At 73.2% G+C, this 20,951-nt stretch carries 21 protein-coding genes; 12 read left to right on the top strand and 9 right to left on the bottom strand.

The genetic code is table 11. From position 1 onward, the window contains the following. The first annotated feature begins 19 nt into the window (after nt 1–19). Nucleotides 20–1,729 carry a DEAD/DEAH box helicase gene (locus ACPPVS_RS14210; protein WP_426595986.1) on the top strand — a complete coding sequence of 570 codons (1,710 nt, stop codon included), beginning with the start codon at nt 20–22 and terminating at the stop codon, nt 1,727–1,729. A gap of 64 nt (nt 1,730–1,793) precedes the next feature. On the opposite strand, the gene ACPPVS_RS14215 is transcribed toward ACPPVS_RS14210, so the two are convergent. Together ACPPVS_RS14215 and ACPPVS_RS14220 are read right to left on the bottom strand one after the other, a co-directional pair. Then, nucleotides 1,794–2,417, bottom strand: coding sequence for a MarC family protein (locus ACPPVS_RS14215; RefSeq protein WP_426592905.1), 624 nt, complete (start codon nt 2,415–2,417; stop codon nt 1,794–1,796). Beyond that, nucleotides 2,414–3,256, bottom strand: a complete 843-nt coding sequence (locus tag ACPPVS_RS14220) for a PHP domain-containing protein (protein ID WP_426592906.1) — start codon at nt 3,254–3,256, stop codon at nt 2,414–2,416. Before ACPPVS_RS14220 ends, ACPPVS_RS14215 begins: the two co-directional genes overlap by 4 nt. Before the next feature lie 33 nt (nt 3,257–3,289). Here ACPPVS_RS14220 and ACPPVS_RS14225 point away from each other — a divergent pair, with 33 nt between their 5' ends. Further along, nucleotides 3,290–4,804, top strand: a complete 1,515-nt coding sequence (locus ACPPVS_RS14225) for an aminopeptidase P family protein (protein ID WP_426592907.1) — start codon at nt 3,290–3,292, stop codon at nt 4,802–4,804. A 189-nt stretch (nt 4,805–4,993) separates the two neighbouring features. Here ACPPVS_RS14225 and ACPPVS_RS14230 read toward each other — a convergent pair whose 3' ends face one another. Beyond that, nucleotides 4,994–5,644: a general stress protein gene (locus tag ACPPVS_RS14230; protein ID WP_426592908.1), complete on the bottom strand. Its 651-nt coding sequence runs from the start codon at nt 5,642–5,644 to the stop codon at nt 4,994–4,996. 109 nt (nt 5,645–5,753) lie between these two features. Here ACPPVS_RS14230 and ACPPVS_RS14235 point away from each other — a divergent pair, with 109 nt between their 5' ends. From ACPPVS_RS14235 to ACPPVS_RS14275, 9 genes are all read left to right on the top strand, one after another. Next, nucleotides 5,754–7,025, top strand: a complete 1,272-nt coding sequence (locus ACPPVS_RS14235; protein ID WP_426592909.1) for a magnesium transporter MgtE N-terminal domain-containing protein — start codon at nt 5,754–5,756, stop codon at nt 7,023–7,025. Next, entirely contained in the window at nt 7,018–7,569 is a 552-nt protein-coding gene (locus ACPPVS_RS14240; RefSeq protein ID WP_426592910.1) for a DUF1003 domain-containing protein, read from the top strand. Before ACPPVS_RS14235 ends, ACPPVS_RS14240 begins: the two co-directional genes overlap by 8 nt. Nucleotides 7,570–7,598: 29 nt before the next feature. Next, nucleotides 7,599–8,738, top strand: a complete 1,140-nt coding sequence (locus tag ACPPVS_RS14245) for an Mrp/NBP35 family ATP-binding protein (RefSeq protein WP_426592911.1) — start codon at nt 7,599–7,601, stop codon at nt 8,736–8,738. Nucleotides 8,739–8,811: 73 nt separating this feature from the next. Further along, nucleotides 8,812–9,654, top strand: coding sequence for a DeoR/GlpR family DNA-binding transcription regulator (locus ACPPVS_RS14250; RefSeq protein WP_426592912.1), 843 nt, complete (start codon nt 8,812–8,814; stop codon nt 9,652–9,654). Between the two features lie 32 nt (nt 9,655–9,686). Then, nucleotides 9,687–10,850 (top strand): galactose-1-phosphate uridylyltransferase, encoded by a 1,164-nt coding sequence (gene galT, locus ACPPVS_RS14255; protein ID WP_426595987.1) that lies wholly within the window; start codon nt 9,687–9,689, stop codon nt 10,848–10,850. Beyond that, nucleotides 10,847–12,061, top strand: a complete 1,215-nt coding sequence (galK, locus tag ACPPVS_RS14260) for a galactokinase (RefSeq protein ID WP_426592913.1) — start codon at nt 10,847–10,849, stop codon at nt 12,059–12,061. Before galT ends, galK begins: the two co-directional genes overlap by 4 nt. A gap of 233 nt (nt 12,062–12,294) precedes the next feature. Next, the gene (locus ACPPVS_RS14265) at nt 12,295–13,329 is read left to right on the top strand and encodes a secretion protein HlyD (RefSeq protein WP_426592914.1); all 1,035 of its coding nucleotides are present in this window, start codon (nt 12,295–12,297) and stop codon (nt 13,327–13,329) included. After that, the gene (locus ACPPVS_RS14270; RefSeq protein ID WP_426592915.1) at nt 13,326–14,108 is read left to right on the top strand and encodes an ABC transporter ATP-binding protein; all 783 of its coding nucleotides are present in this window, start codon (nt 13,326–13,328) and stop codon (nt 14,106–14,108) included. Before ACPPVS_RS14265 ends, ACPPVS_RS14270 begins: the two co-directional genes overlap by 4 nt. After that, nucleotides 14,105–15,355 (top strand): ABC transporter permease, encoded by a 1,251-nt coding sequence (locus ACPPVS_RS14275; RefSeq protein WP_426592916.1) that lies wholly within the window; start codon nt 14,105–14,107, stop codon nt 15,353–15,355. The genes ACPPVS_RS14270 and ACPPVS_RS14275 overlap by 4 nt, the downstream gene beginning before the upstream one ends. On the opposite strand, the gene ACPPVS_RS14280 is transcribed toward ACPPVS_RS14275, so the two are convergent. Continuing rightward, entirely contained in the window at nt 15,349–15,873 is a 525-nt protein-coding gene (locus tag ACPPVS_RS14280) for a helix-turn-helix domain-containing protein (RefSeq protein WP_426592917.1), read from the bottom strand. The two genes, ACPPVS_RS14275 and ACPPVS_RS14280, sit on opposite strands and share 7 nt — an antisense overlap. Nucleotides 15,874–15,929: 56 nt before the next feature. On the opposite strand from ACPPVS_RS14280, the gene ACPPVS_RS14285 reads away from it, so the two are divergent. Continuing rightward, on the top strand, nt 15,930–17,195 hold the full coding sequence (locus ACPPVS_RS14285; RefSeq protein WP_426592918.1) for an MFS transporter: 1,266 nt from the start codon (nt 15,930–15,932) through the stop codon (nt 17,193–17,195). A gap of 13 nt (nt 17,196–17,208) precedes the next feature. On the opposite strand, the gene ACPPVS_RS14290 is transcribed toward ACPPVS_RS14285, so the two are convergent. The 5 genes from ACPPVS_RS14290 to ACPPVS_RS14310 all read right to left on the bottom strand — a co-directional run bounded on the left by ACPPVS_RS14290 (nt 17,209) and on the right by ACPPVS_RS14310 (nt 20,898). Further along, complete coding sequence (locus ACPPVS_RS14290; RefSeq protein WP_426592919.1) at nt 17,209–17,511, bottom strand: SHOCT domain-containing protein; 303 nt, start codon at nt 17,509–17,511, stop codon at nt 17,209–17,211. 116 nt (nt 17,512–17,627) lie between these two features. Beyond that, nucleotides 17,628–18,290, bottom strand: coding sequence for a response regulator (locus ACPPVS_RS14295; protein ID WP_426592920.1), 663 nt, complete (start codon nt 18,288–18,290; stop codon nt 17,628–17,630). Next, a complete protein-coding gene (locus ACPPVS_RS14300; protein WP_426592921.1) occupies nt 18,287–19,501 on the bottom strand; it encodes a sensor histidine kinase in 1,215 nt (404 codons plus the stop codon). Before ACPPVS_RS14300 ends, ACPPVS_RS14295 begins: the two co-directional genes overlap by 4 nt. 66 nt (nt 19,502–19,567) lie before the next feature. Beyond that, nucleotides 19,568–20,380, bottom strand: coding sequence for an exodeoxyribonuclease III (locus ACPPVS_RS14305; protein ID WP_426592922.1), 813 nt, complete (start codon nt 20,378–20,380; stop codon nt 19,568–19,570). Between the two features lie 35 nt (nt 20,381–20,415). Then, on the bottom strand, nt 20,416–20,898 hold the full coding sequence (locus tag ACPPVS_RS14310) for a VOC family protein (RefSeq protein ID WP_426592923.1): 483 nt from the start codon (nt 20,896–20,898) through the stop codon (nt 20,416–20,418). Between the last annotated feature and the right edge of the window lie 53 nt (nt 20,899–20,951).

Genomic DNA, 20,951 nt, shown 5'->3' on the forward strand with positions numbered 1-20,951 from the left:
TTCCGCCCTGGCCGAGCCGATGACTCGCCCGCTGAAGAACACCTGGTCCTCCGTGCAGGCCGTCGAGGCCTCGTTCGCGGACTTCGACGTGCGGCCCGAGATCGTCCAGGCCCTGGCCGACGCCGGCATCACGCACCCGTTCCCCATCCAGGCGATGACGCTGCCGGTGGCGCTGTCCGGCCACGACATCATCGGCCAGGCCAAGACCGGCACCGGCAAGACCCTCGGCTTCGGCGTCCCGCTGCTGCACCGCGTGATCGCCCCGGGCGAGGACGGCTACGACCAGCTCCCCGCACCCGGCAAGCCGCAGGCGCTCGTCGTCGTCCCCACCCGTGAGCTCGCGGTGCAGGTTGCGGGCGACCTGGCGACGGCGTCCTCGCGCCGGTCCGTGCGCGTGCTGCAGGTCTACGGCGGCCGCGCGTACGAGCCGCAGATCGCCGCCCTCAACACCGGCGTCGACGTGGTCGTCGGCACGCCCGGCCGCATGATCGACCTGCTCAAGCAGCGCCACCTGGACCTGTCGCGGGTCAAGGCGGTCGTGCTCGACGAGGCCGACGAGATGCTCGACCTGGGCTTCCTGCCCGACGTCGAGACGCTGCTCGGCGCCACCCCGGCCAGCCGCCACACGATGCTCTTCTCGGCGACGATGCCGGGCGCGGTCGTCGCGATGGCCCGCCGCTACATGACGCAGCCGACGCACATCCGCGCGGCCGACCCGGACGACGACGGCCAGACCGTCAAGAACATCAAGCAGGTCGTCTACCGCGCGCACGCCCTGGACAAGGTCGAGCTCCTGAGCCGAATCCTGCAGGCCCGCGGCCGCGGTCTGACCATCGTGTTCGCCCGCACCAAGCGGACCGCCGCCAAGGTGGCCGACGACCTGATCGAGCGCGGCTTCGCCGCCGGTGCGCTGCACGGCGACCTCGGCCAGGGCGCCCGCGAGCAGGCGCTGCGCGCGTTCCGGCACGGCAAGGTCGACGTGCTCGTCGCCACCGACGTGGCCGCGCGCGGCATCGACGTCGAGGCCGTCACGCACGTCATCAACTACCAGTGCCCCGAGGACGAGAAGACCTACCTGCACCGCACGGGCCGCACCGGTCGCGCCGGCGCCAAGGGCACCGCGGTCACGTTCGTCGACTGGGACGACATCCCCCGCTGGGGCCTGATCGACAAGGCGCTCGGACTGGGCATCCCGGAGCCGGTCGAGACGTACTCCAGCTCCGCGCACCTGTTCACCGACCTCGACATCCCCGAGGGCACCAAGGGCCGGCTGCCCAAGTCGCAGCAGACCCGCGAGGGCCTGGGCGCGGAGAAGCTCGAGGACCTGGGCGAGACCGGCAAGCACACCCGGGCGGGCGGCGGCGCCCGTCCGTCGGGCAACGACCACCGTTCCGGCGGCTCGAACAGCTCCCGCAGCGGTGAGTCCTCCGGCGGCGCCGGCGGGGCACCGCGCACCAGCGCGCCGCGCCCCGAGCCCGCCGACGGCGAGGCTCGCGAGGGCGGCTCGCGTCGTCGTCGCGGCGGCCGCGGTCGCGGGCACGGCGAGGGCGGCACCGAGGGCACGGCCGGCGCCGCGACGACGAGCGCCCCGTCGGGCGAGGGCGCGTCGACCGGTGAGGAGCCCGGCACGGCCCCGGCCACCGGCGCACGTCGCAGCCGCAACCGTCGCCGCACGCGCAGCGGGACCGGCACGGGATCCGCACCGCAGGCGCCGTCGACGGACGCCTGAGCCAGCACGCCCGGACGGGCACGCACTCCTCGGAGTGCGTGCCCGTCCGTCGTCGCGAACCGGGTCAGGCAGCCTTGATGAAGGCCTCCACGGCGTTCGCGATCAGCTGGACCGCGATGGCCGCGAGCAGCAGTCCCGCGATGCGGGTGACCAGGATGGTCCCGCCCTCGCCCAGCACCCGGTGGATCACGTTGGCGAACCGCATGAACAGGTAGAGGCAGACGTGCACGGCCAGGACGCCGAGCGCGATGGCCACCCAGTCGGCGGCGGTCTGGTCGGACTGCTGGACGAACACCATGGTCGCGACGATCGCCCCGGGGCCGGCCAGCAGCGGCGTACCCAGCGGCACCAGCGCAACGTTGACCTTCCCGTTCCCGGCCGGCTTCGGTTCCTCCATCTTCCCCGTCAGCAGCTCCATCGCGACCAGCAGCAGGAGCAGCCCGCCGGACGCCTGCAGCGCGGGCAGCGTGATGTGCAGGTAGTCGAGCAGCTTCTGCCCGAACAGCGCGAACGCGACGATCACGCCGAGCGCCACGAGCACCGCCTGGCGGGCTGCCCGGTTGCGCTGGGCGCGGGTCATGGCCGACGTCAGACCGAGGAAGATCGGCACGGTCCCGGGCGGGTCCATGATCACGAACAGCGTGATGAAGACCGAGCCGAACAGCTGCACGTCGATCACGGAGGTCACGCGCGCACGACCTTCGTCGTGCCCAGGTCCTCGATCACGGCGAGCACCGACGGGTCGGTGAGGTTCTCGCCGAGCCGGTTGACCTTGCCCGACCCGTGGTAGTCGCTGGACCCCGTGACGAGGAGCCCGAGCCGGCGTGCGATCGCCGTCAGCCGGGCACGTTGTGCCGCGCTGTGGTCGCGGTGGTCGACCTCGAGCCCGGCCAGTCCGGCGGCCGCGAGGGCATCGAAGACCATGTCCGGCACCACCTCGCCACGGGCGTCCGCACCGGGGTGCGCGAAGACGGGGACGCCGCCGGCCGCCCGGATCGCGCGGACGGCATCGACCCCGGCAGGGGCGTAGTGCGGCACGTGGTACCGGCCGTCGGCGCGCAGGAGGCGCGCGAAGGCGGCGTCCCGGTCGGGCACGATGCCGCGCGCGACGAGGGCGTCGGCGATGTGCGGGCGCCCGACCACCACGGCGTCCCGCGACTGCTCCACCACGTCGTCCCAGGTGATCGGGTAGTCCTCGGCCAGCAGCTCGACGATCGCCTGCGCCCGGTCGACCCGCGCGTCCCGCGTCTTGTCCAGCTCCGTGGTGAGGGCCGGGTGCGACGGGTCCTGCAGGTAGGACAGCAGGTGGATGCTGATGCCGTGCGCGCGCGCCGACACCTCGGTGCCGAGCACCAGGTCGATGCCGTGCCTGCGCGCCGAGTCGGCCGCCTCGTCCCAGCCGGCGGTCGTGTCGTGGTCCGTCAGCGCCACCACGTCCAGCCCGGCCGCGGCGGCCGCCGCGATCACCTCGCCCGGTGCGTCCGTCCCGTCGGACGCCGTGGAGTGGGTGTGGAGGTCGATGCGCACGGGCCCCACGGTAGCGGTGGGAAGATGTCACCCATGAGCGAGGAGAACACGTCGGACCAGCCGCTGGCCGATCGGGGCACGAACAGGTCCCAGCGGCCGTCGTCGGCGGAGTTCCTCCGCTTCATCAGCTCGGGCTGGGCAGACCGCCCCGCATCGACCGCGACGCGCGGCCCGGCGGCGGACGCGACCGCCAGCCGCCGGTCCGAGATCTCGAACCGGTTCCCGGGCGAGCGGCTGGTCGTCCCCGCCGGCACGTTCAAGGTCCGCTCGAACGACACCGACTTCCGGTTCCGACCGCACTCCGCGTTCGCGCACCTGACCGGCCTGGGCGCCGAGCAGGAGCCGGACGCCGTGCTCGTGCTGCACCCCGTCGAGGACGGCTCGGGCGACGACGGCAGCGGGCACGAGGCCGTCCTGTACATCCGGCCGCTGGCCGGGCGCGACACCGAGGAGTTCTTCTCCGACAGCCGCTACGGCGAGTTCTGGGTGGGTGCCCGACCCAGCCTGGAGGACATCGAGACGCTCACCGGCGTGCGCACCGCGCACGTCGACGACCTGCGCGACGCGCTGGCCAAGGACGTCGGGGCCGACGGCGTCCAGCTGCGCGTGGTGCCCGACGTCGACGAGGCGATCGAGGCCGTCGTCGAGGACATCCGCGCCACCGAGGAGGCCGGCGTCCGCGACGAGGTGCTCGCCGAGGCCCTGTCCGAGCTCCGGCTGGTCAAGGACACCTACGAGGTCGAGCAGATGCGGCAGGCCGTCGCGACGACGATCGAGGGCTTCGAGAAGGTCGTCCGCACCCTGCCGGAGGCGGTCGCGCACGGGCGCGGCGAGCGGGTGATCGAGGGAACGTTCGTCGGGCACGCGCGCCAGGAGGGCAACGCGGTCGGCTACGAGACGATCGCCGCCGCCGGGGAGCACGCGACGACGCTGCACTGGACCGACAACGACGGTCAGGTACGCGCGGGCCAGCTGGTCCTGATCGACGCCGGCGTCGAGGTCGACTCCCTCTACACGGCGGACCTCACCCGGACCCTGCCCGTCGACGGCACGTTCACGGAGGTCCAGCGGCGCGTCTACCAGGCCGTGCTCGACGCCGCGGACGCGGGCTTCGCCGCAGCCGTGCCGGGCGCCAAGTTCCGCGACGTCCACGCCGCCGCCATGCGGGTGATCTCGGAGCGGCTGGCGGAGTGGGGGTTCCTCCCGGTGTCCGCGGAGGAGTCCCTCCTGCCCGAGAACCAGCACCACCGCCGCTGGATGGTGCACGGCACCAGTCACCACCTCGGTCTCGACGTGCACGACTGCGCGCAGGCGCGGGCCGAGCTCTACCTCGACGGCGTGCTCGAGCCGGGCATGGTGTTCACCATCGAGCCGGGCCTCTACTTCAAGTCCGACGACCTGCTCGTGCCCGCGGAGTACCGCGGCATCGGGGTGCGCATCGAGGACGACGTCCTCATCACCGCGGACGGCAACGAGAACCTCTCGGCCGCGCTCCCGCGCGACCCGGACGCCGTCGAGGCGTGGATGGCGAGTCTTCGCGAGGAGTAGTCGAGCCGGCCGACCGCCGCGCGTCACCCCTGCGCCGGGACGATCCCCGTCCCGCGAGCACCGGGAGGCGCACGATGGAAGGCCAGCTGGCTCTGCTGTTCTCGAGGTTGACCACGATGCGCGAGTCCTGCAGCGCGCAGCCCGACGCGCCGGTGACCCCGTCCGCCCGCGAGCGCCGGGACGCTCGGGTCAGGGCCCGGGCGGCGGCGCGGGCTGTCCGCTCGGCGGAGCGGGTGGTGCGGGCGGCGCGTCCTCGACGGGCGGCGTCAGCGGCGCGGACGGCAAGGCAGGCGGGGACGCAGCCGACGGACCCGTCGGCGCTGTGGTGGTGACGGGTCGCGGGGGCCAGCCGGACTGCACCCCGCCCAGCTCGCGCAGCAGGTTCCGCGCCTTGTTGGCCTGCTCCCCGCGGCACAGCAGCGCGTAGGACGACGCGACGATCTGGCTGGTCGAGGTGAAGTCGCGGCGGCGGCGCGTGATCGAGTAGGTGACCACGGAGAAGAGCATCCCGAACGCACCGCCGATGAGGATGGCCGACGCGATGGGGCTGCCCGACCCGGCCGAGGAGAACAGCGTGAGCAGGAGCCCGACGAACAGCCCGAGCCACGCACCGGTGAGGAACCCGCCGAGCGCCGCGCGCGGGTAGGAGAGCCGGCCGGTGACCCGCTCGACCATGCGCAGGTCGGTGCCGACGATCGTGACCAGCTGCACCGGGAAGTCCTTCTCCGCCAGGTGCGCGACGGCCTTCTGGGCGGCCAGGTAGCTGTCGTAGGCCGCGACCGTCTCACCCTGCGGTTGCGTCGGGTTGCGGGGCGTGCGGGCCGAGCCGGAGAACGACATGTGACCATCCTCCCCCGGCGCCGGCGCGGGCGACCACCAGGTGACCGTCCGCGGAACACCGGGCGTCGGTGTCGGGACCGGGCCGCATGGTCGGTCTAGGCTGACCGGCGTGAGCAGCGTCGGGACCAGGGTCTTCGTCGCGCGCCTTGCCGGGACCAGCGTGTTCGACCCCCTCGGAGACCAGGTGGGACGGGTGCGCGACGTCGTCGTGCTGGTGCGCCTCAAGGGCGCGCCCCGCGCCGTCGGCCTCGTGGTCGAGGTCGGCAGTCGGCGCCGGGTGTTCGTGCCGCTCACCCGCGTGACGTCGATCGACGCCGGCCAGGTGATCTCGACCGGTCTGGTGAACATGCGCCGGTTCGAGCAGCGGGCCTTCGAGACCCTGGCGGTCGGCGAGCTGCTCGATCGCACCGTCGAGTTCGTCGACGGCAGCGGGGTGGCGAGCATCGAGGACGTCGCCATCGAGCTGCAGCGCAACGGCGACTGGATCATCTCCAAGCTCTTCGTCCGCCGGCACACGGGTCGCCCCGGCATCCTGCGCCGTCGCGGCGAGACGCTGCTGATCTCCGTCGACGAGGTCACCGGACTCGGCCAGGCCTCGGCAGCCCAGGGCGCCGAGCTGATGCTCGCCCAGTACGAGGACCTCAAGCCCGCCGACCTGGCCGACGTGCTCCACGACCTCGGCCTGACCCGGCGGCTCGAGGTGGCCAGCGCGCTGGACAACGAGCGCCTGGCCGACGTGCTCGAGGAGCTGCCCGAGGACGACCAGGTCGGCATCCTGCAGGGCCTGGCCCGCACCCGCGCGGCCGACGTCCTCGAGGCCATGCAGCCCGACGACGCCGCCGACCTGCTGGGCGAGCTCCCCGACGACCAGCAGGCCGAGCTGCTCGAGCTGATGGAGCCCGAGGAGGCCCGCGACGTGCGCCGCCTGCTGGCCTACGAGGACAACACCGCGGGCGGCCTGATGACCACCGAGCCGGTGATCCTCGGTCCCGAGACGCCGATCGCGGCCGCCCTCGCGCACGTGCGCCGGCAGGACCTGACGCCCGCGCTCGCCTCGATGGTGTTCGTCGCGCGCCCGCCGCTCGAGACGCCGACCGGCCGGTTCATCGGCGTCGTGCACCTGCAGCGCCTGCTGCGCGAGCCGCCGCACGAGTCGATCGGGTCCATCATCGACACCGACATCGAGGCCCTGCCGGTCGACGCACCGCTGCTGTCAGTGACCCGCCAGCTGGCCACCTACAACCTGCTCGCGCTACCCGTCGTGGACGGAGAGAAGCGACTGCTCGGCGTGGTCTCCGTCGACGACGTCCTCGACCACCTGCTGCCCGAGGACTGGCGCGAGACCGACGACGAGGACCAGCTGGGGGCGACCCGTGGCTGAGCGCCTCGACACGCCGCGGTCCACCCGTCGCGTCCTGATCCGGCGCCCGCAGATCGACGAGGACGCGTCCGGCAAGATCTCGGAGAGCATCGCCCGCTTCCTGGGCACGCCGCGGTTCATCATCTGGCTGACCGTCTTCTGCATCGCCTGGATCCTGTGGAACGTCGACATCGGCCCCACCCGGCCGCAGTTCGACTCCGCCGCCCACGGGTTCACGGCCCTGACGCTGGTCCTGTCGCTGCAGGCGTCGTACGCCGCGCCCCTCATCCTGCTCGCCCAGAACCGGCAGACCGACCGCGACCGGGTGCAGGCCGAGCAGGACCGGCAGCGCTCGGAGCGCAACCTCGCGGACACCGAGTTCCTGGCCCGGGAGATGGCCGCCCTGCGCATCGCCCTGTCCGAGGTGGCCACCCGCGACTTCGTCCGCTCCGAGCTGCGGGCGCTGCTGGAGGACATGACCGCGGACCGCGACGGCGAGAAGGATCCCGACACCGAGCAGGCGCCCAAGGAGTCCAAGAAGTCCCGCCGGACCCCGCGGCCGTAGCGCACGACGAGCCCACTTACGATGGGCCCATGCCCGAGCCGACCGACCCGCTGACCGACGCGATCCGTACCGCCCTGGCCGGTGTGCTGGACCCGGAGATCAAGCGACCGATCACCGACCTGGGCATGGTCCGCTCGATCGAGCTCACCGGGAGCCACGCACGCATCGGGATCGACCTGACCACCCCGGGCTGCCCGCTCAAGGACACGCTGACCCGGGACGTGTCCGCCGCGGCGGCGGCCGTCACCGGGGTCGCCACGGTCGACGTGGTGTTCGGCGTCATGTCCGCGGAGCAGCGCGCCGACCTGCGCACCCTCCTGCGCGGCCCGGGAGGCGAGCCCGTCATCCCGTTCGCGCAGCCGCAGTCGCTGACCAAGGTCTTCGCGATCGCGTCGGGCAAGGGCGGCGTCGGCAAGTCCTCGGTCACGGCCAACCTCGCGGTCGCGATGGCGGCCGACGGTCTGAAGGTCGGCATCGTCGACGCCGACATCTACGGGTTCTCGATCCCTCGCATGCTGGGCGTGACGCGCCAGCCGACCCGCGTGGACGACATGCTTCTCCCGCCCGAGGCGTTCGGCGTCCTGGTCGTCTCGATCGGCATGTTCGTGCCGGCCGGGCAGCCCGTCGTGTGGCGCGGACCGATGCTGCACCGGGCGCTCCAGCAGTTCCTCGCCGACGTGTTCTGGGGCGACCTCGACGTCCTGCTGCTCGACCTGCCGCCTGGCACCGGCGACATCGCGATCTCGGTGGCGCAGCTGCTGCCCAGCTCCGAGCTCGTCGTCGTCACCACGCCACAGCTGGCGGCCGCGGAGGTGGCCGAGCGCGCCGGGTCGATCGCGGTGCAGACGCGGCAGAACGTGGTCGGTGTCGTGGAGAACATGTCCTGGCTGGCGCAACCTGACGGATCGCGGCTCGAGCTGTTCGGGTCGGGCGGCGGGCAGCGCGTGGCGGACAACCTCTCGACCCTCATGGGCAGCCCGGTTCCGCTGCTCGGACAGATCCCGCTGGACGTTCGCCTGAGAGAGGCGGGAGACGGGGGCTACCCCGTGGTGCTGTCCGAGCCGGACTCCCCCGCCGCCCAGACCTTGCGCGAGGTGGCGCGGTCGCTCGCAGCACGACGTCGTGGCCTCGCGGGGCGGTCGCTGGGTCTCTCCCCGGCCACCCGGTGAAGATCACCCGTCTCCTGAGTGACACCTCACACGGCACGTTGGATTTTGTTCGGTCCTGTGTGATGATGTCACTATGCTCGCTACGCAGCGCCAGGAGCGCATCCTTGCCGCCGTCCGTGCCCATGGCGCGGCCCGCGTCGCGGACCTCGTGGAGAGCCTCGACGTCTCGGACATGACCGTCCGCCGGGACATCGCCGAGCTCGCCCGTGCCGGGCTCGTGCGCCGGGTCCACGGCGGAGCGGTCGCCCCCGACGCGCCCGGGCGGCCCACCGACGAGCCCGGCTTCGACGCCAAGCGCGGCTGGGCCAGCGCCGAGAAGACCGTGATCGCCCACGCCGCGCTCAGCACCATCGAACCAGGCCAGGCCATCGCCCTGTCCGCAGGCACCACCACGTACCTGCTCGCCGAGCTGATCGCCTCGGACCCGTCGCTGCGTCCGCTCACGGTCGTGACCAACGGTCTGCGGATCGCGGACGTCCTGCACAGCGCCTCGGGGGTTCAGGTGATCCTCACGGGTGGGGTGCGCACGCCGTCGGACGCCCTCGTCGGCCCCGTCGCCGACGCCACCCTGGCCGGGCTGCGGGTCGACCGCACGTTCCTCGGCGTGCACGGCTTCGACGCCGCCGGCCTGACCACCCCGAACCTGGCGGAAGCCGCCACCGACCGCGCACTCATGTCGTGCGCCGCGGTCACCACCGTCCTCGCCGACCACACCAAGTGGGGCGTGGTGGGGCTGGCCCGCATCGTCCCGCTGGACGACGTGGACACCGTCATCAGCGACGACTCCCTTCCCTCCGACGCGCGGCGGCAGCTGACCGGCGGGGCCACCCAGCTCCGCCTCGTCACCGTGGGGACGCAGAGCTCCATGACCAGCACCAGCGCCACCACACCCCCGCACCCTGGAGCCTCTACGTGACCACGTCTGACGCGCCCGCCCGGCCCGTCCGGATGACGACCACCCGCCTCGCCGACGGCCGCGAGCTCCTCTACTTCGACGACAGCGAGCCCTACGTCTCGGGCACGAAGACCCGCCGCCTGGACGACCCGCGGCCGCTGCCGGACCGGTTCCTGCCGATCGCCGGACCCGACGGCGTCGCGCTCCCCGTCACCGGACCCGAGCTGCGTCGGGACCCGCTGACCGGAGAGTGGATCCCGATGGCCGCGCACCGGATGAACCGCACGTTCCTGCCGCCGGCCGACGCCAACCCGCTGGCTCCGGCCAAGCCGGGTGCCGTCTACCAGGACGGCGAGATCCCCGCCGAGGACTACGACGTCGTCGTGTTCGAGAACCGGTTCCCGTCGCTGCTCGCCGTGCCGGGCGTCCCGGACGCGCCCACGGTCCGCTCGGGGGAACCCATGTGGACCGTGCGACCCGCGGCGGGTCGCTGCGAGGTCATCTGCTTCTCGTCGGACCCCACCGCGTCCTTGAGCACGGTAGGCCCGCGGCGCATGAGGACGATCATCGAGGCCTGGGCGCAGCGGACCGAGGCGCTCGGCGCGCTGCCGGGCATCGAACAGGTCTTCATCTTCGAGAACCGCGGCAAGGAGATCGGCGTCACGCTGCACCACCCGCACGGGCAGATCTACGCCTTCCCGTACGTCACGCCGCGCACCGCGACGATGCTCACCGAGGCCCGCGCGTACCGACTGCGCACCGGCCGCCTGCTGGGCCGGGACGTGCTGGACGCCGAGCTGGAGCACGGTGAGCGGATCGTCCTCGAGTCGGAGCACTGGGTGGCGTACGTGCCGTTCGCCGCGCGCTGGCCCGTCGAGGTGCACCTTGCGCCCCGGCGCGACGTGCCCGACCTCCCGTCGCTGACCGACGAGGAGCGCGGGGACCTGGCGACCGCCTATCTGACGCTGCTGCAGCGGCTCGACCGCTTCTTCGTCGGGCCCCAGGGCGAGGCGATCCCCCTCCCGTACATCTCCGGCTGGCACCAGGCACCCGTCGCCGAGGGCCGGCAGGACTCCCGTCTCCACCTTCAGCTGTTCTCGGTGCTGCGCGCGCCGGGCAAGCTCAAGTACCTGGCCGGGGTCGAGTCGGGCGTCGGCGCCTGGATCAGCGACACCACCCCCGAGCGCATCGCGGCGCGACTGCAGGAGATCGCGTGAGCACGAGCGTCACCTGGCTCGGCGCCTGGACGCCCGAGCAGGGCAGCGAGCGGGTGCGGCGCCTGTTCGAGGCGCGGTTCGGCGACGGGCCCGCCGATGGCACCTGGTCGGCCCCCGGTCGGGTCAACCTGATCGGCGAGCACACCGACTACAACGGCGGCCTGTGCCTGCCCATCGCGCTCCCCCACCGCACGTACGTGGCCCTGCGGCGTCGCGACGACGACCTGGTCCGGCTCGTCTCGGCGCAGGAACCCGCCGGGCCGCGCGAGGTGAGGCTTGCGGACGTGGCACCCGGCGCCGTCGACGGCTGGGCCGGCTACGTGGTCGGCGTCGCGTGGGCGATGCGCGCGGCCGGGCTGCCCGTCGGCGGGTTCGACGTCGCGGTCGACTCCTGCGTGCCGTACGGCGCCGGGCTGTCGTCCTCGGCCGCGCTCGAGGCATCGGCCGCGGTCGCGCTGGACTCCGTGTTCGGTCTGGGGCTCGCGGGCTCCGGGGACGACGAGGGACGCGCACGGCTGGCTGCGATGTGCGTGCGCGCGGAGAACGAGATCGCCGGTGCTCCCACGGGCGGCATGGACCAGGCCGCGTCCCTGCGCGCCCGGGCCGGCCACGCGTTGCTGCTCGACTGCCTCGACGGGTCCGTGCGGCACGTGCCGTTCGACCTGGCCGCTCACGACCTGGCCCTGCTGGTCGTCGACACCCGCGCCGAGCACGCGCTCGTGGACGGGCAGTACGCGGCCCGGCGGGCGTCCTGCGAGGCAGCGGCGGCGCGCCTGGGTGTCGCGACGCTGCGCGAGATCACCGTGGACCCCCGCGGCCTGGAGTGGGCGCTGGACAAGCTCGACGACGAGGTCCAGGTGCGCCGCGTCCGGCACGTCGTCACGGAGATCGACCGCGTCACGTGGTTCGTCGCCCTGCTCGACGCCGGCGAGGTCGACTCGGTCGGCCCGCTGATGAACGCCTCGCACGCCTCCCTCCGGGACGACTACGAGGTGTCCTGCCGCGAGCTCGACCTGGTGGTGAGCACCGCGCTGGCGGCCGGGGCGCTCGGCGCGCGCATGACCGGCGGCGGCTTCGGCGGGTCCGCGATCGCGCTCGTCCGCGCGGACGCCGTCGACGAGGTGGCGAAGGCCGTGGCCGACGCGTTCGCCGACGCCGACCTGCGCGCACCGGCGTTCCTCGTCGCGACGGCGCAGGCGCCGGCAGCCTGACGCGGCCGCCCGATGCCCGCGCCGGACGCTCGCAGGACCGGCCGCGCGTCGCTATAACGCACCCCGCAGTAGTGTCTGACGCGCGCTTGCAGGTGGAGATCATCCTCCGGGTGGATACGTGACCCGGCACCGGATCGCTACGGTCCCGAAAACAGCCGTTCCCGCACCACAGCACGACCCCGGGGGCAGACCCCGGCGCGCCCGCTCGAGCCAACGACGCGAGGAGTCCGACCGTGGGGGTCACCCGCAGGATCGTCTTTCCGGCCATCCGACTGCTCCTGTGGGCGGTGATCGCGGTCGCGCTGGTCAAGATCGCGTTCACCGGAGCGGACGTGGGTACGTCCGACACGTCGTTGCAGCCCACCGGCGCGGCGATCGAGCCGACCGTGCAGGTGGGCACGGGGACCGTGACCAACGCGGTGACCATCCAGGCGTCGGTCGTCGCCGACCCCGCCGTGACGGTCAAGGCCACCCTCGCCGGGCAGGTGAGCAAGCTGCTGGCCAAGGACGGCGCGGTCGTTGCGGTCGGCACCCCGATCCTCGAGATCCGCAAGGAGACCCCGCAGGATCCGGTGGTGACGACGAACCCCGACACAGGCGAGGTGACCACCACCCAGCCCAGGCCCAAGGTCGAGACGGCCGTCGTCAGGTCGCCCGTGGCCGGCACGCTCGCGCTGCCGACGCTCAAGGACCAGGAGGTCGCCGTCGGCGGCGACGTGGCGACGGTCTCGCCCGGCACGCTCTCGGTGAGCGGCACGCTGACGCCCGACCAGCAGTACCGCCTCGTCGGTGCCCCGCAGGAGGCGACCGTCACGCTGAACGGCGGCCCCGCCCCGTTCGACTGCACCGGCCTGCGCGTCGGCGCCGTGCCGCAGACGAGCACCACAGGGACGCAGAACGACCCGAACGGCGGGGGCACCACCGGGTCGAGCGGCACGGTGTCCTGCGCGATCCCCACCGGCGTCACGGCGTTCGCCGGCCTCGGCGCGTCGGTCGAGATCACGAACGGGACGGCCGCCGACGTCGTCGTCGTGCCGATCTCCGCGGTGCAGGGCACGATCCAGGCCGGGAACGTCTGGGTGGTGGCCGCGGACGGCTCCACCACCAAGAAGGCCGTCACGCTCGGCCTGACCGACGGCACCAACGTGCAGATCGCCGACGGCCTGGCCACGGGCGACACGATCCTGCAGTTCATCCCGGTGCCCGGCGGCCAAGGTCTGCCGGTCGACTGCACCGTGAGCTACGACCCGAAGGTGTGCGGCGGATGAGCCTGCTCGAGCTCACGGACGTCACGCGGTCGGTCCGGCTCCCCGACGACCGGATGCTGCACATCCTGCAGGGGGTCACCGTCTCGGTCGGCGCGGGCGAGCACGTCGCCGTCGTCGGCCGCTCGGGAACGGGCAAGTCGACACTGCTCAACATCCTCGGGCTCCTCGATGCACCTACCACCGGCGAGTACCTGCTCGAGGGCGTGCCGATCGGTCGCCTGTCGAACGGGACCCGCACCCGGCGGCGCGGGCGGGACTTCGGGTTCGTCTTCCAGCAGTTCAACCTCCTGCCGGGACGCACCGCGCTCGAGAACGTCACCGCTCCCCTGCTGTACGCCCGCGGCAGGCAGTTCTGGCAGCGCACCAGGCTCGCCGCGGCGATGCTCGAGCGGGTGGGCCTGGGCGACCGCGTCGACACGATGCCCGACAAGCTCTCGGGCGGCGAGCAGCAGCGCGTCGCCATCGCGCGGGCCCTGGTACGCGGCCCGCGGGTGATCCTCGCCGACGAGCCGACGGGCGCGCTCGACGTCGAGACCGGCGGGGCCGTCATGGACCTGCTCGACGAGATCGCGTCGCAGACGGGCGCGGCGCTCGTGACCATCACCCACGACCTCGCCGTCGCGGCCCGCGCCGAACGGCAGTACCGGCTCACCGACGGCGTCCTGCTGCCCATCCAGCTGGACACGCGGTCCGACTGGGTCGGCGACGTGCCGACTCTCGTGGCCGACCGGTCGCGCGCGATCGAACGCCGGCTGCCGGACCCGGAGGTGCACGCGTGACGGGCCTCGTCGGCGCGATCGTCGAGGCCTGGGACGAGCTCCGGATCCACAAGCTGCGGGTCCTGCTCGCCCTCATCGGCGTGGCCTGCGCGGTCACCGCGATCACCAGCGTCACGGCCGTCATCGCGATGCTCAAGCAGGCCACCCAGGAGCAGAACGACCGGCAGAGCGGCCGGCAGGTGACGCTCATGGTGAGCGCCTACCCGTCGGGCCCGTCGGCCGCGCCGCCGACCGCGTGGGACGACGCCTTCGCGCAGCTGCTGGACCGCTACTCGATCACCTACGCGAGCCGCGACGAGACGGTCCAGGCGCCGATCCGGTTCCCTGACGGCAAGCGCACGGTCCAGCTCCGCACGGTCGACGCCGACCTGGGGACCATCGACCGGCTGGCGCCCACGTCCGGCCGCTGGTTCACGGACGTCGACGAGACGGCGTTCGGCCCGACACTCGTCGTGAACCAGGCCTTCCTCAGCACGCTGGGGCTGGCCGACCTGTCCAGCCATCCCACGGTCGAGATCGGCGACCGCGCGCCGGTGACGGCGACGATCATCGGCGTCATGGCGAACGACTGGCCCGGCGCCGACCCGACCGCGATCGTCCTGTACGACCAGTACCACCGGTGGATCGGCGACGACGGTTCGGGGATCCAGTCGGGCGGCGCGCCCCCGGCCGGCGGGACCATCGCCGCGGCGATGAACCAGCAGGTGCCGATGGTCTACCTGTGGGTGCCCGCCGACCAGGCCCGTCCCCTGACCGCCCGGATCAAGCAGGACATGCAGAGCGTGGCGCCGGGCTGGCAGGTCGACGTGCAGGACAACCACCGGGTAGGCGGCGGGATCGACCGGGCGACCACCTACGTCGGGATCGGGGTCGGCGGCCTCGCGCTGCTGCTGGGCGGCCTGGGCCTGGTGAACATCGCTCTGGTCACCGTGCGCTACCGGATCCGCGAGATCGGCATCCGGCGTTCGTTCGGCGCCACGTCAGGCCGTGTGTTCTTCGGCGTGCTGCTGGAGTCGGTGGTCGCCACGTTCGTGGCCGGTCTGGTGGGCGTGACGCTGGCGGTGGCGATCATCAAGAACATCCCCGTGGACAAGCTGTTCGGCTCGGGGATCCAGGACATGCCGCCGTTCCCGGTCTCGGCCGCGGTGATCGGCATGCTCTGCGCGATGGCGGTGGGCGCGCTGGCGGGGATCATCCCGGCGAGCTTCGCGGTGCGCGTGCGGGTGATCGACGCGATCCGCTACTGAGCCGACGGCCCGCGCGTGACGTCCTCGTGGAGCGCGTAGAACAGCGAGTAGGCCACCCCGCCCGGCGTGGGGGACCGCGCGGCGAAGTCCTCGAACACGGCCTGCACGCGCTCGACCAGCTCCGCATGCCCCACCGCGTCGAGGCGGAGACCCAGCCGCGTCGCGACGACGTCGCTCGGGTCGACGAGCGCGACCTCCTCGAGGAACGTGTCGATGAGGATGCGCGACGAGCTCGGGTCACCGGGCGTCCGCCACGACTTGCGCGTGGCCAGGTACGGCACCTCGCGCGACCCCCGGGCCCCGCGGCGCACGGGCTGGGCCGCCAGGAATCCCCGGTCGGCGAGCGTGCGGACGTGGTGCAGGACCGTCGCCGGGTTGCGGTCCAGGCGCGTCGCGATCTCACGGTTGGTCATGGGCTCGTCGAGGCACAGGCGCAGGATGCGCAGCCGCAGCGTGCTGGCCAGGGCGCGCGCGTCGGCGTCGACGTCGTCCTCGTCGGCAGGCCGCGAATCGGTCACCTGCCGATCCTCGCACACCGATTGACTTTTCCCAATCAGTTGCCGACGATGGCCCGGTGACCCAGTCCCTCGTGCACCATCCGGACTTCCGCCGCCTCTGGACGGGCGACGCGCTCGGGCAGTTCGGCGCCCAGCTGACCACCCTGGCGCTGCCCGTCTACGCCGTCCAGGAGCTGGCGGCCAGCGAGTGGCAGATGGGGCTGCTCACCGCCGCCGAGACCGCCGCGTTCCTGGTCATCGGCCTGCCCGCGGGCGCCTGGGTGGACCGGATGCGCAAACGACGGGTGCTCCTGACGTCCGACCTGGTCCGCGCGACCGTGCTCGCCGTCGTCGTCGTGGCCGCGTTCACCGGGCACGCCTCGATCCCCCTGCTCATCGTCGCGGGACTCGCCATCAGCGCCGCGTCGGTGTTCTTCGACGTCGCGCACCAGAGCTACGTGCCGGGCCTCGTCGGGCTCGAGCACATCGTCGAGGGCAACTCGAAGCTGCAGGCGACGCAGTCGGTCGCCGCCGTGGCTGCGCCGGCTGTCGGCGGGCTGCTGCTCAAGGTCATCACGGCGCCCGCGCTCATCGCCGTGAACGTCGTGACCTACCTGGTCTCCGCGTTCGCGGTGTGGCGCATCAAGCACGTCGAGACGCCCCCGCACCCGGACACCCACCGACCGCTGCGCACGGAGATCGGCGAGGGGCTGTCGTTCGTCGTCCACGAGCCGTTCCTGCGCCGCATCGTCGCCACGACCGGACTGTCCAACTTCGCGGGCGCGATCTCCGGCGCCGTCGTGGTGATCTACGCGCTGCGCGTGCTCGACCTCGGCACCGCGGCGTGGGGCGTCGTCCTGTCGGCCTCGTCGGTGGGCGGGCTGGTCGGCGCGCTCGTGGCCGCCCGACTGGCGAGCTGGGTGGGCGAGGCGCGGCTGATCCCGCTGTCGATCCTCGCCTCGGTCCCCGCGTCGGCCCTGACGCCGCTGGCGTCGCTCACGCCCGTGGCGCCGGCTCTGCTGCTCGTCGTCGGCGGCATCGTGTGGTCGTTCACTGTCGTCGTCTACAACGTGGCCCAGGTGAGCTTTCGGCAGCGCGTGTGCCCGCCGCCGCTGCTCGGGCGCATGAATGCCTCCGTCCGGTTCATCGTCTGGGGGACGATGCCGATCGGCGGGCTGGTGGGCGGGTGGCTCGGCACGCACCTCGGCGTCGAGCCCACGCTGTGGGTCGCCCTCGTCGTGACCGGCCTGGCGTCGCTGCCCGTGCTGATCTCGCCCCTGCTCGGCATGCGCGACCTCCCCGACGCACCCGCGGGCGTCGAGTCGGTCGCGCAGGACCTCTAGGGCGACCTCGCCGTCAGCCCCGCGGCTGGGGGCCGGTCGCCAGCAGGACCTCCAGGCGTGCGCGGTACTCGGCCTCGTCGATCTCGCCGCGGGCGTACCGCTCCGCCAGCACCGCCCGGGCGCCCTGGCTCCCCCCGTGCGGTCCCCAGCCACCACCCTCGGCCCAGTACGCGCGACGACGACGCGAGCCGATCGTGAGGAAGAGGGCGATGATGCCCAGCCAGAAGAGCGGGAAGATCAGGAACCAGGGCCCGAAGCCCCAGCCCCATCCGCAGCCGACGGGGTGCGCCGCCAGGGCGGCGAGCGAGCTGAGCATGATGACCTCCGGGTCGTGTCGAGCGGCCGTCCGTCGGCCGCACCACCACGGTCGCCCGGGGGCCCTCGTCCCGTCGTCGTCCACCGGGACCGTCGGAGGCGCTCCGTCCGGACCGGCTATGCCCAGCCCGGCCGCACCACGCCGGACTCGTAGGCGATCACGACGAGCTGCGCCCGGTCGCGCGCGCCGACCTTGGCCATCGCCCGCAGCACGTGCGTCTTGACCGTGAGCGGCGACAGGAACATCCGCGCCCCGATCTCGTCGTTGGACAGCCCCTCGGCCACGAGTGCCAGGACCTCGCGCTCGCGCGGCGTGAGATCGCCCAGCCCGGGCGCCTCGACCACCTCCCGCGTGGCGCGCGCGACGGTGGCGAGCAGCCGTCGGGTCACCGTCGGGGAGAGCAGCGCGTCGCCCGCGGCGACCACCCGTACCGCCCGCAGCAGGTCCGCCGGCTCGGTGTCCTTGACCAGGAACCCGGACGCGCCTGCGCGGATGGCCTCGGCGACGTACTCGTCCAGCTCGAACGTGGTCACGACGACCACGCGGACGCCGCCCGCGCGCGGGTCCTCGACGATCCGTCGGGTCGCCGTCAGTCCGTCGCTGCCGGGCATCCGGATGTCCATGAGGACGACGTCGGGCAGCAGCTCGGTGGCGAGCCAGACCGCCTCGTCGCCGGTCGACGCCTCCCCCACCACCGACAGGTCGGTCTCCGCGTCGATGAGCGCGCGGAAGCCACCGCGGACGAGCGCCTGGTCGTCGGCCAGCAGAACCCGGATCACGGCTGTCCCCACGGGATGTCGAGGTGGACGCCGAACCCGTCGCCGTCGCCCCGGACTACCACCGAACCGCCCAGCGACTCGACGCGCTCCCGCATCCCGCGCAGTCCGTACCCTTCATCGATCGGCACTTGTACAACGCCGTCGTCGCGCACGTCGAGCGCCGCCACCGACGGTCCGACCGAGAGCCTGACCTGCACGGTCGACCCGCTCGAGTGCCGTCGCACGTTGGTCAGCGCCTCCTGCAGCGCACGGTGCACGACGACCACGACGGGCTCGGGGACGACGTCCAGCGACGCGCCGACCGCCTCGGCGAGGCCGTCGTCGTCCACGACCCACCCGTCGTCGCGCGCCATCCGGACGAGGTCGAGCAGCCCGCCCAGGTCGCGCGCCGCGGCCGGCTCGCGCGGCGCCTCGCCCTGCGCGCGGAGCACCCCGAGCACCTCCCGCACCTCGTCGAGCGCGTCCCGGCTGGTGTCCCGGATGGCACCGAGCGCCTTGCGGGCCTGCTCCGGCTCGCGGTCCATGAGGTGCAGCCCGACACCGGCCTGGACCGTGATGGCGGACAGCGAGTGGGCCAGCACGTCGTGCAGCTCGCGGGCGATCCGCAGCCGCTCCGCAGCCACGGCGGCCTCCTCGCGCGACTCGCGGGCCACGCTCAGCGCGCGCATGCGCTCGCGACGCCCGCGGGCGCCCTCGCCGAGCACTGCCGCCACGCCGAGCCCCACCACGGTGAACCAGGCGTAGACCGCGGTCGGCGTCCCGGTGCCCACGGCGACGGCCGCCACCCCGATGGCGCCCGCCGCTGCCGCGCCCACCGAGAGCGCGCGTTGCCCCGTCGCGCCGGCCGCCACGACCACGAAGCCGAGCGGGACCACCGCCGGCCCGGGCGGGTAACCGAGCGCGAGGTACGCGACCGGTCCGGCGACCGCGAGCACGCCGCCGAGGAGCGCCCACGCACCGCGTCGGACCACCAGCAAGATCGACGCGGGCGCCAGCACGAGGAGTCCGGCCGCGCCGAGGTCGAATGCGCGCGCGTCGGGATGCCAGAACCCGACGAAGACGCAGCCCATGATCGTGACCACGGCGAGAGCGGCCGCGGGCACGGCGAGCCACGCCCGACGAGCCTGCCCCCGGGGCCACTCGCCGCCGCCCCACCCGGGAGGTCCGCCCACCCAGGCGGGCGGACCGCCGTGGGTCCGGGACGCAGTCATCCGACCACCGTAGCGACGCGCGTCGTCCCGCCGCGTCCTCCGGCCGGAGCGGCCGGCCCGCTCCGCTCAGAGGTCGAACTCGACCACCACGGGCGCGTGGTCGCTGAACCGTTCGGCATAGGTGGCGGCCCGGTCGACGGTCGCGCGGACGGCCGCGTCGGCCAGGTCGGGCGTCGCCAGCTGGTAGTCGATCCGCCAGCCGGAGTCGTTGTCGAACGCCTGGCCGCGCCAGGACCACCACGTGTACGGCCCGGGGCCCTCCCCGCCGAGCTCGCGACCGAGGTCGTGCCAGCCGAGGTCGTCGAACCAGCGGTCGAGGTAGGCGCGCTCGCGCGGCAGGAAGCCGGCGTGCCTGAGGTTGCCCTTCCAGTTCTTCAGGTCGACCTCGCGGTGCGCGATGTTGACGTCCCCGGCCACCACCGCATAGCCGCCGCCCTCGGCGAGGTCGGCCATCCGCGAGGTGACGTGGTCGAGGGACGCGTACTTCTCGTCCATCGACGGCTGCCCCGCGGTGGCCGAGTGCAGGTACGTCGACACCACCGTGATGCTCCGCGCGGGTGCGCCCTCGTGCGCAGGCAGCGCCAGGTCGGCTTCGACCCACCGCCCGGAGTCGCTGGTGACGCCCGTCCTCAACCCGATCCGCACGGCCGTCATCGGCAGCCGGGACGCGATCGCGACGCCCGCCCGTCCCGCCGTCTCGCTGGCCTCGTGCGCGAGGTGCCAGTCACCGGGCGGCAGGTGGTCCGCCAGGATCTCATCCGACGCCCGCACCTCCTGCAGGAGCAGCACATCGGGTGTGCGCTGCGCCAACCAGGCGCCCATCCCCCGCTTGTAGGCGGCGCGGATCCCGTTGACGTTGACGGAGGCGATGGTCAGCACGCGACCCATCCAACCTCACGCCGCCGACCCGGGCGTCACTGCCCGGCGTACGCCGCCTCGAGGGTCGCGATGTCCAGCTTCACCATCGTCAACAGCGCCGCCATCGCACGAGCCGTGCCGGCCGGGTCGGCGTCAGCGCCCATCATCCGGTCGAGTCCCGTCGGCGTGACCTGCCAGGACACCCCGAACCGGTCCTTGAGCCAGCCGCACTGGGACTCGACGCCCCCGTCGGCGAGCAGCGCCTCCCAGTAGTGGTCGATCTCGGCCTGGTCCTGGCACTCGAGCACGAACGAGAACGCGTCGTCGAGCTTCAGCACCGGGCCACCGTTGAGAAACGTGACCGGCATCCCGTCGAGGGTGAGCTCGACGATGAACGCCGCCCCCTCGGCCACGCCCGGGGTTCCGGTCGGAGCGCGCACGACGGACCGGATCGACGTGTTCGGCACGACCGAGACGTAGAACGTGGCGGCGTCCTCGGCCTGGTCGTCGAACCAGAGGTGCGGGCGGACGATCCCCATGAGCTGATCCCTTCGGGCGACGGACGGACGCGCCCCGGCACCCGATTACGGGT

The organism is Cellulomonas sp. McL0617, assembly GCF_049994875.1.
Taxonomy (GTDB): Bacteria; Actinomycetota; Actinomycetes; order Actinomycetales; family Cellulomonadaceae; genus Cellulomonas.

Excerpts from the sequence above, each read along its gene's own strand:
- ACPPVS_RS14210 (WP_426595986.1), top strand. The coding sequence starts at position 20 with ATGACTCGCCCGCTGAAGAACACCTGGTCCTCCGTGCAGGCCGTCGAG.
- ACPPVS_RS14225 (WP_426592907.1), top strand. The coding sequence starts at position 3,290 with ATGAGCGAGGAGAACACGTCGGACCAGCCGCTGGCCGATCGGGGCACG.
- ACPPVS_RS14230 (WP_426592908.1), bottom strand. The coding sequence starts at position 5,644 with ATGTCGTTCTCCGGCTCGGCCCGCACGCCCCGCAACCCGACGCAACCG.
- ACPPVS_RS14245 (WP_426592911.1), top strand. The coding sequence starts at position 7,599 with ATGCCCGAGCCGACCGACCCGCTGACCGACGCGATCCGTACCGCCCTG.
- ACPPVS_RS14250 (WP_426592912.1), top strand. The coding sequence starts at position 8,812 with ATGCTCGCTACGCAGCGCCAGGAGCGCATCCTTGCCGCCGTCCGTGCC.
- galT (WP_426595987.1), top strand. The coding sequence starts at position 9,687 with ATGACGACCACCCGCCTCGCCGACGGCCGCGAGCTCCTCTACTTCGAC.
- ACPPVS_RS14270 (WP_426592915.1), top strand. The coding sequence starts at position 13,326 with ATGAGCCTGCTCGAGCTCACGGACGTCACGCGGTCGGTCCGGCTCCCC.
- ACPPVS_RS14290 (WP_426592919.1), bottom strand. The coding sequence starts at position 17,511 with ATGCTCAGCTCGCTCGCCGCCCTGGCGGCGCACCCCGTCGGCTGCGGA.
- ACPPVS_RS14300 (WP_426592921.1), bottom strand. The coding sequence starts at position 19,501 with ATGACTGCGTCCCGGACCCACGGCGGTCCGCCCGCCTGGGTGGGCGGA.
- ACPPVS_RS14310 (WP_426592923.1), bottom strand. The coding sequence starts at position 20,898 with ATGGGGATCGTCCGCCCGCACCTCTGGTTCGACGACCAGGCCGAGGAC.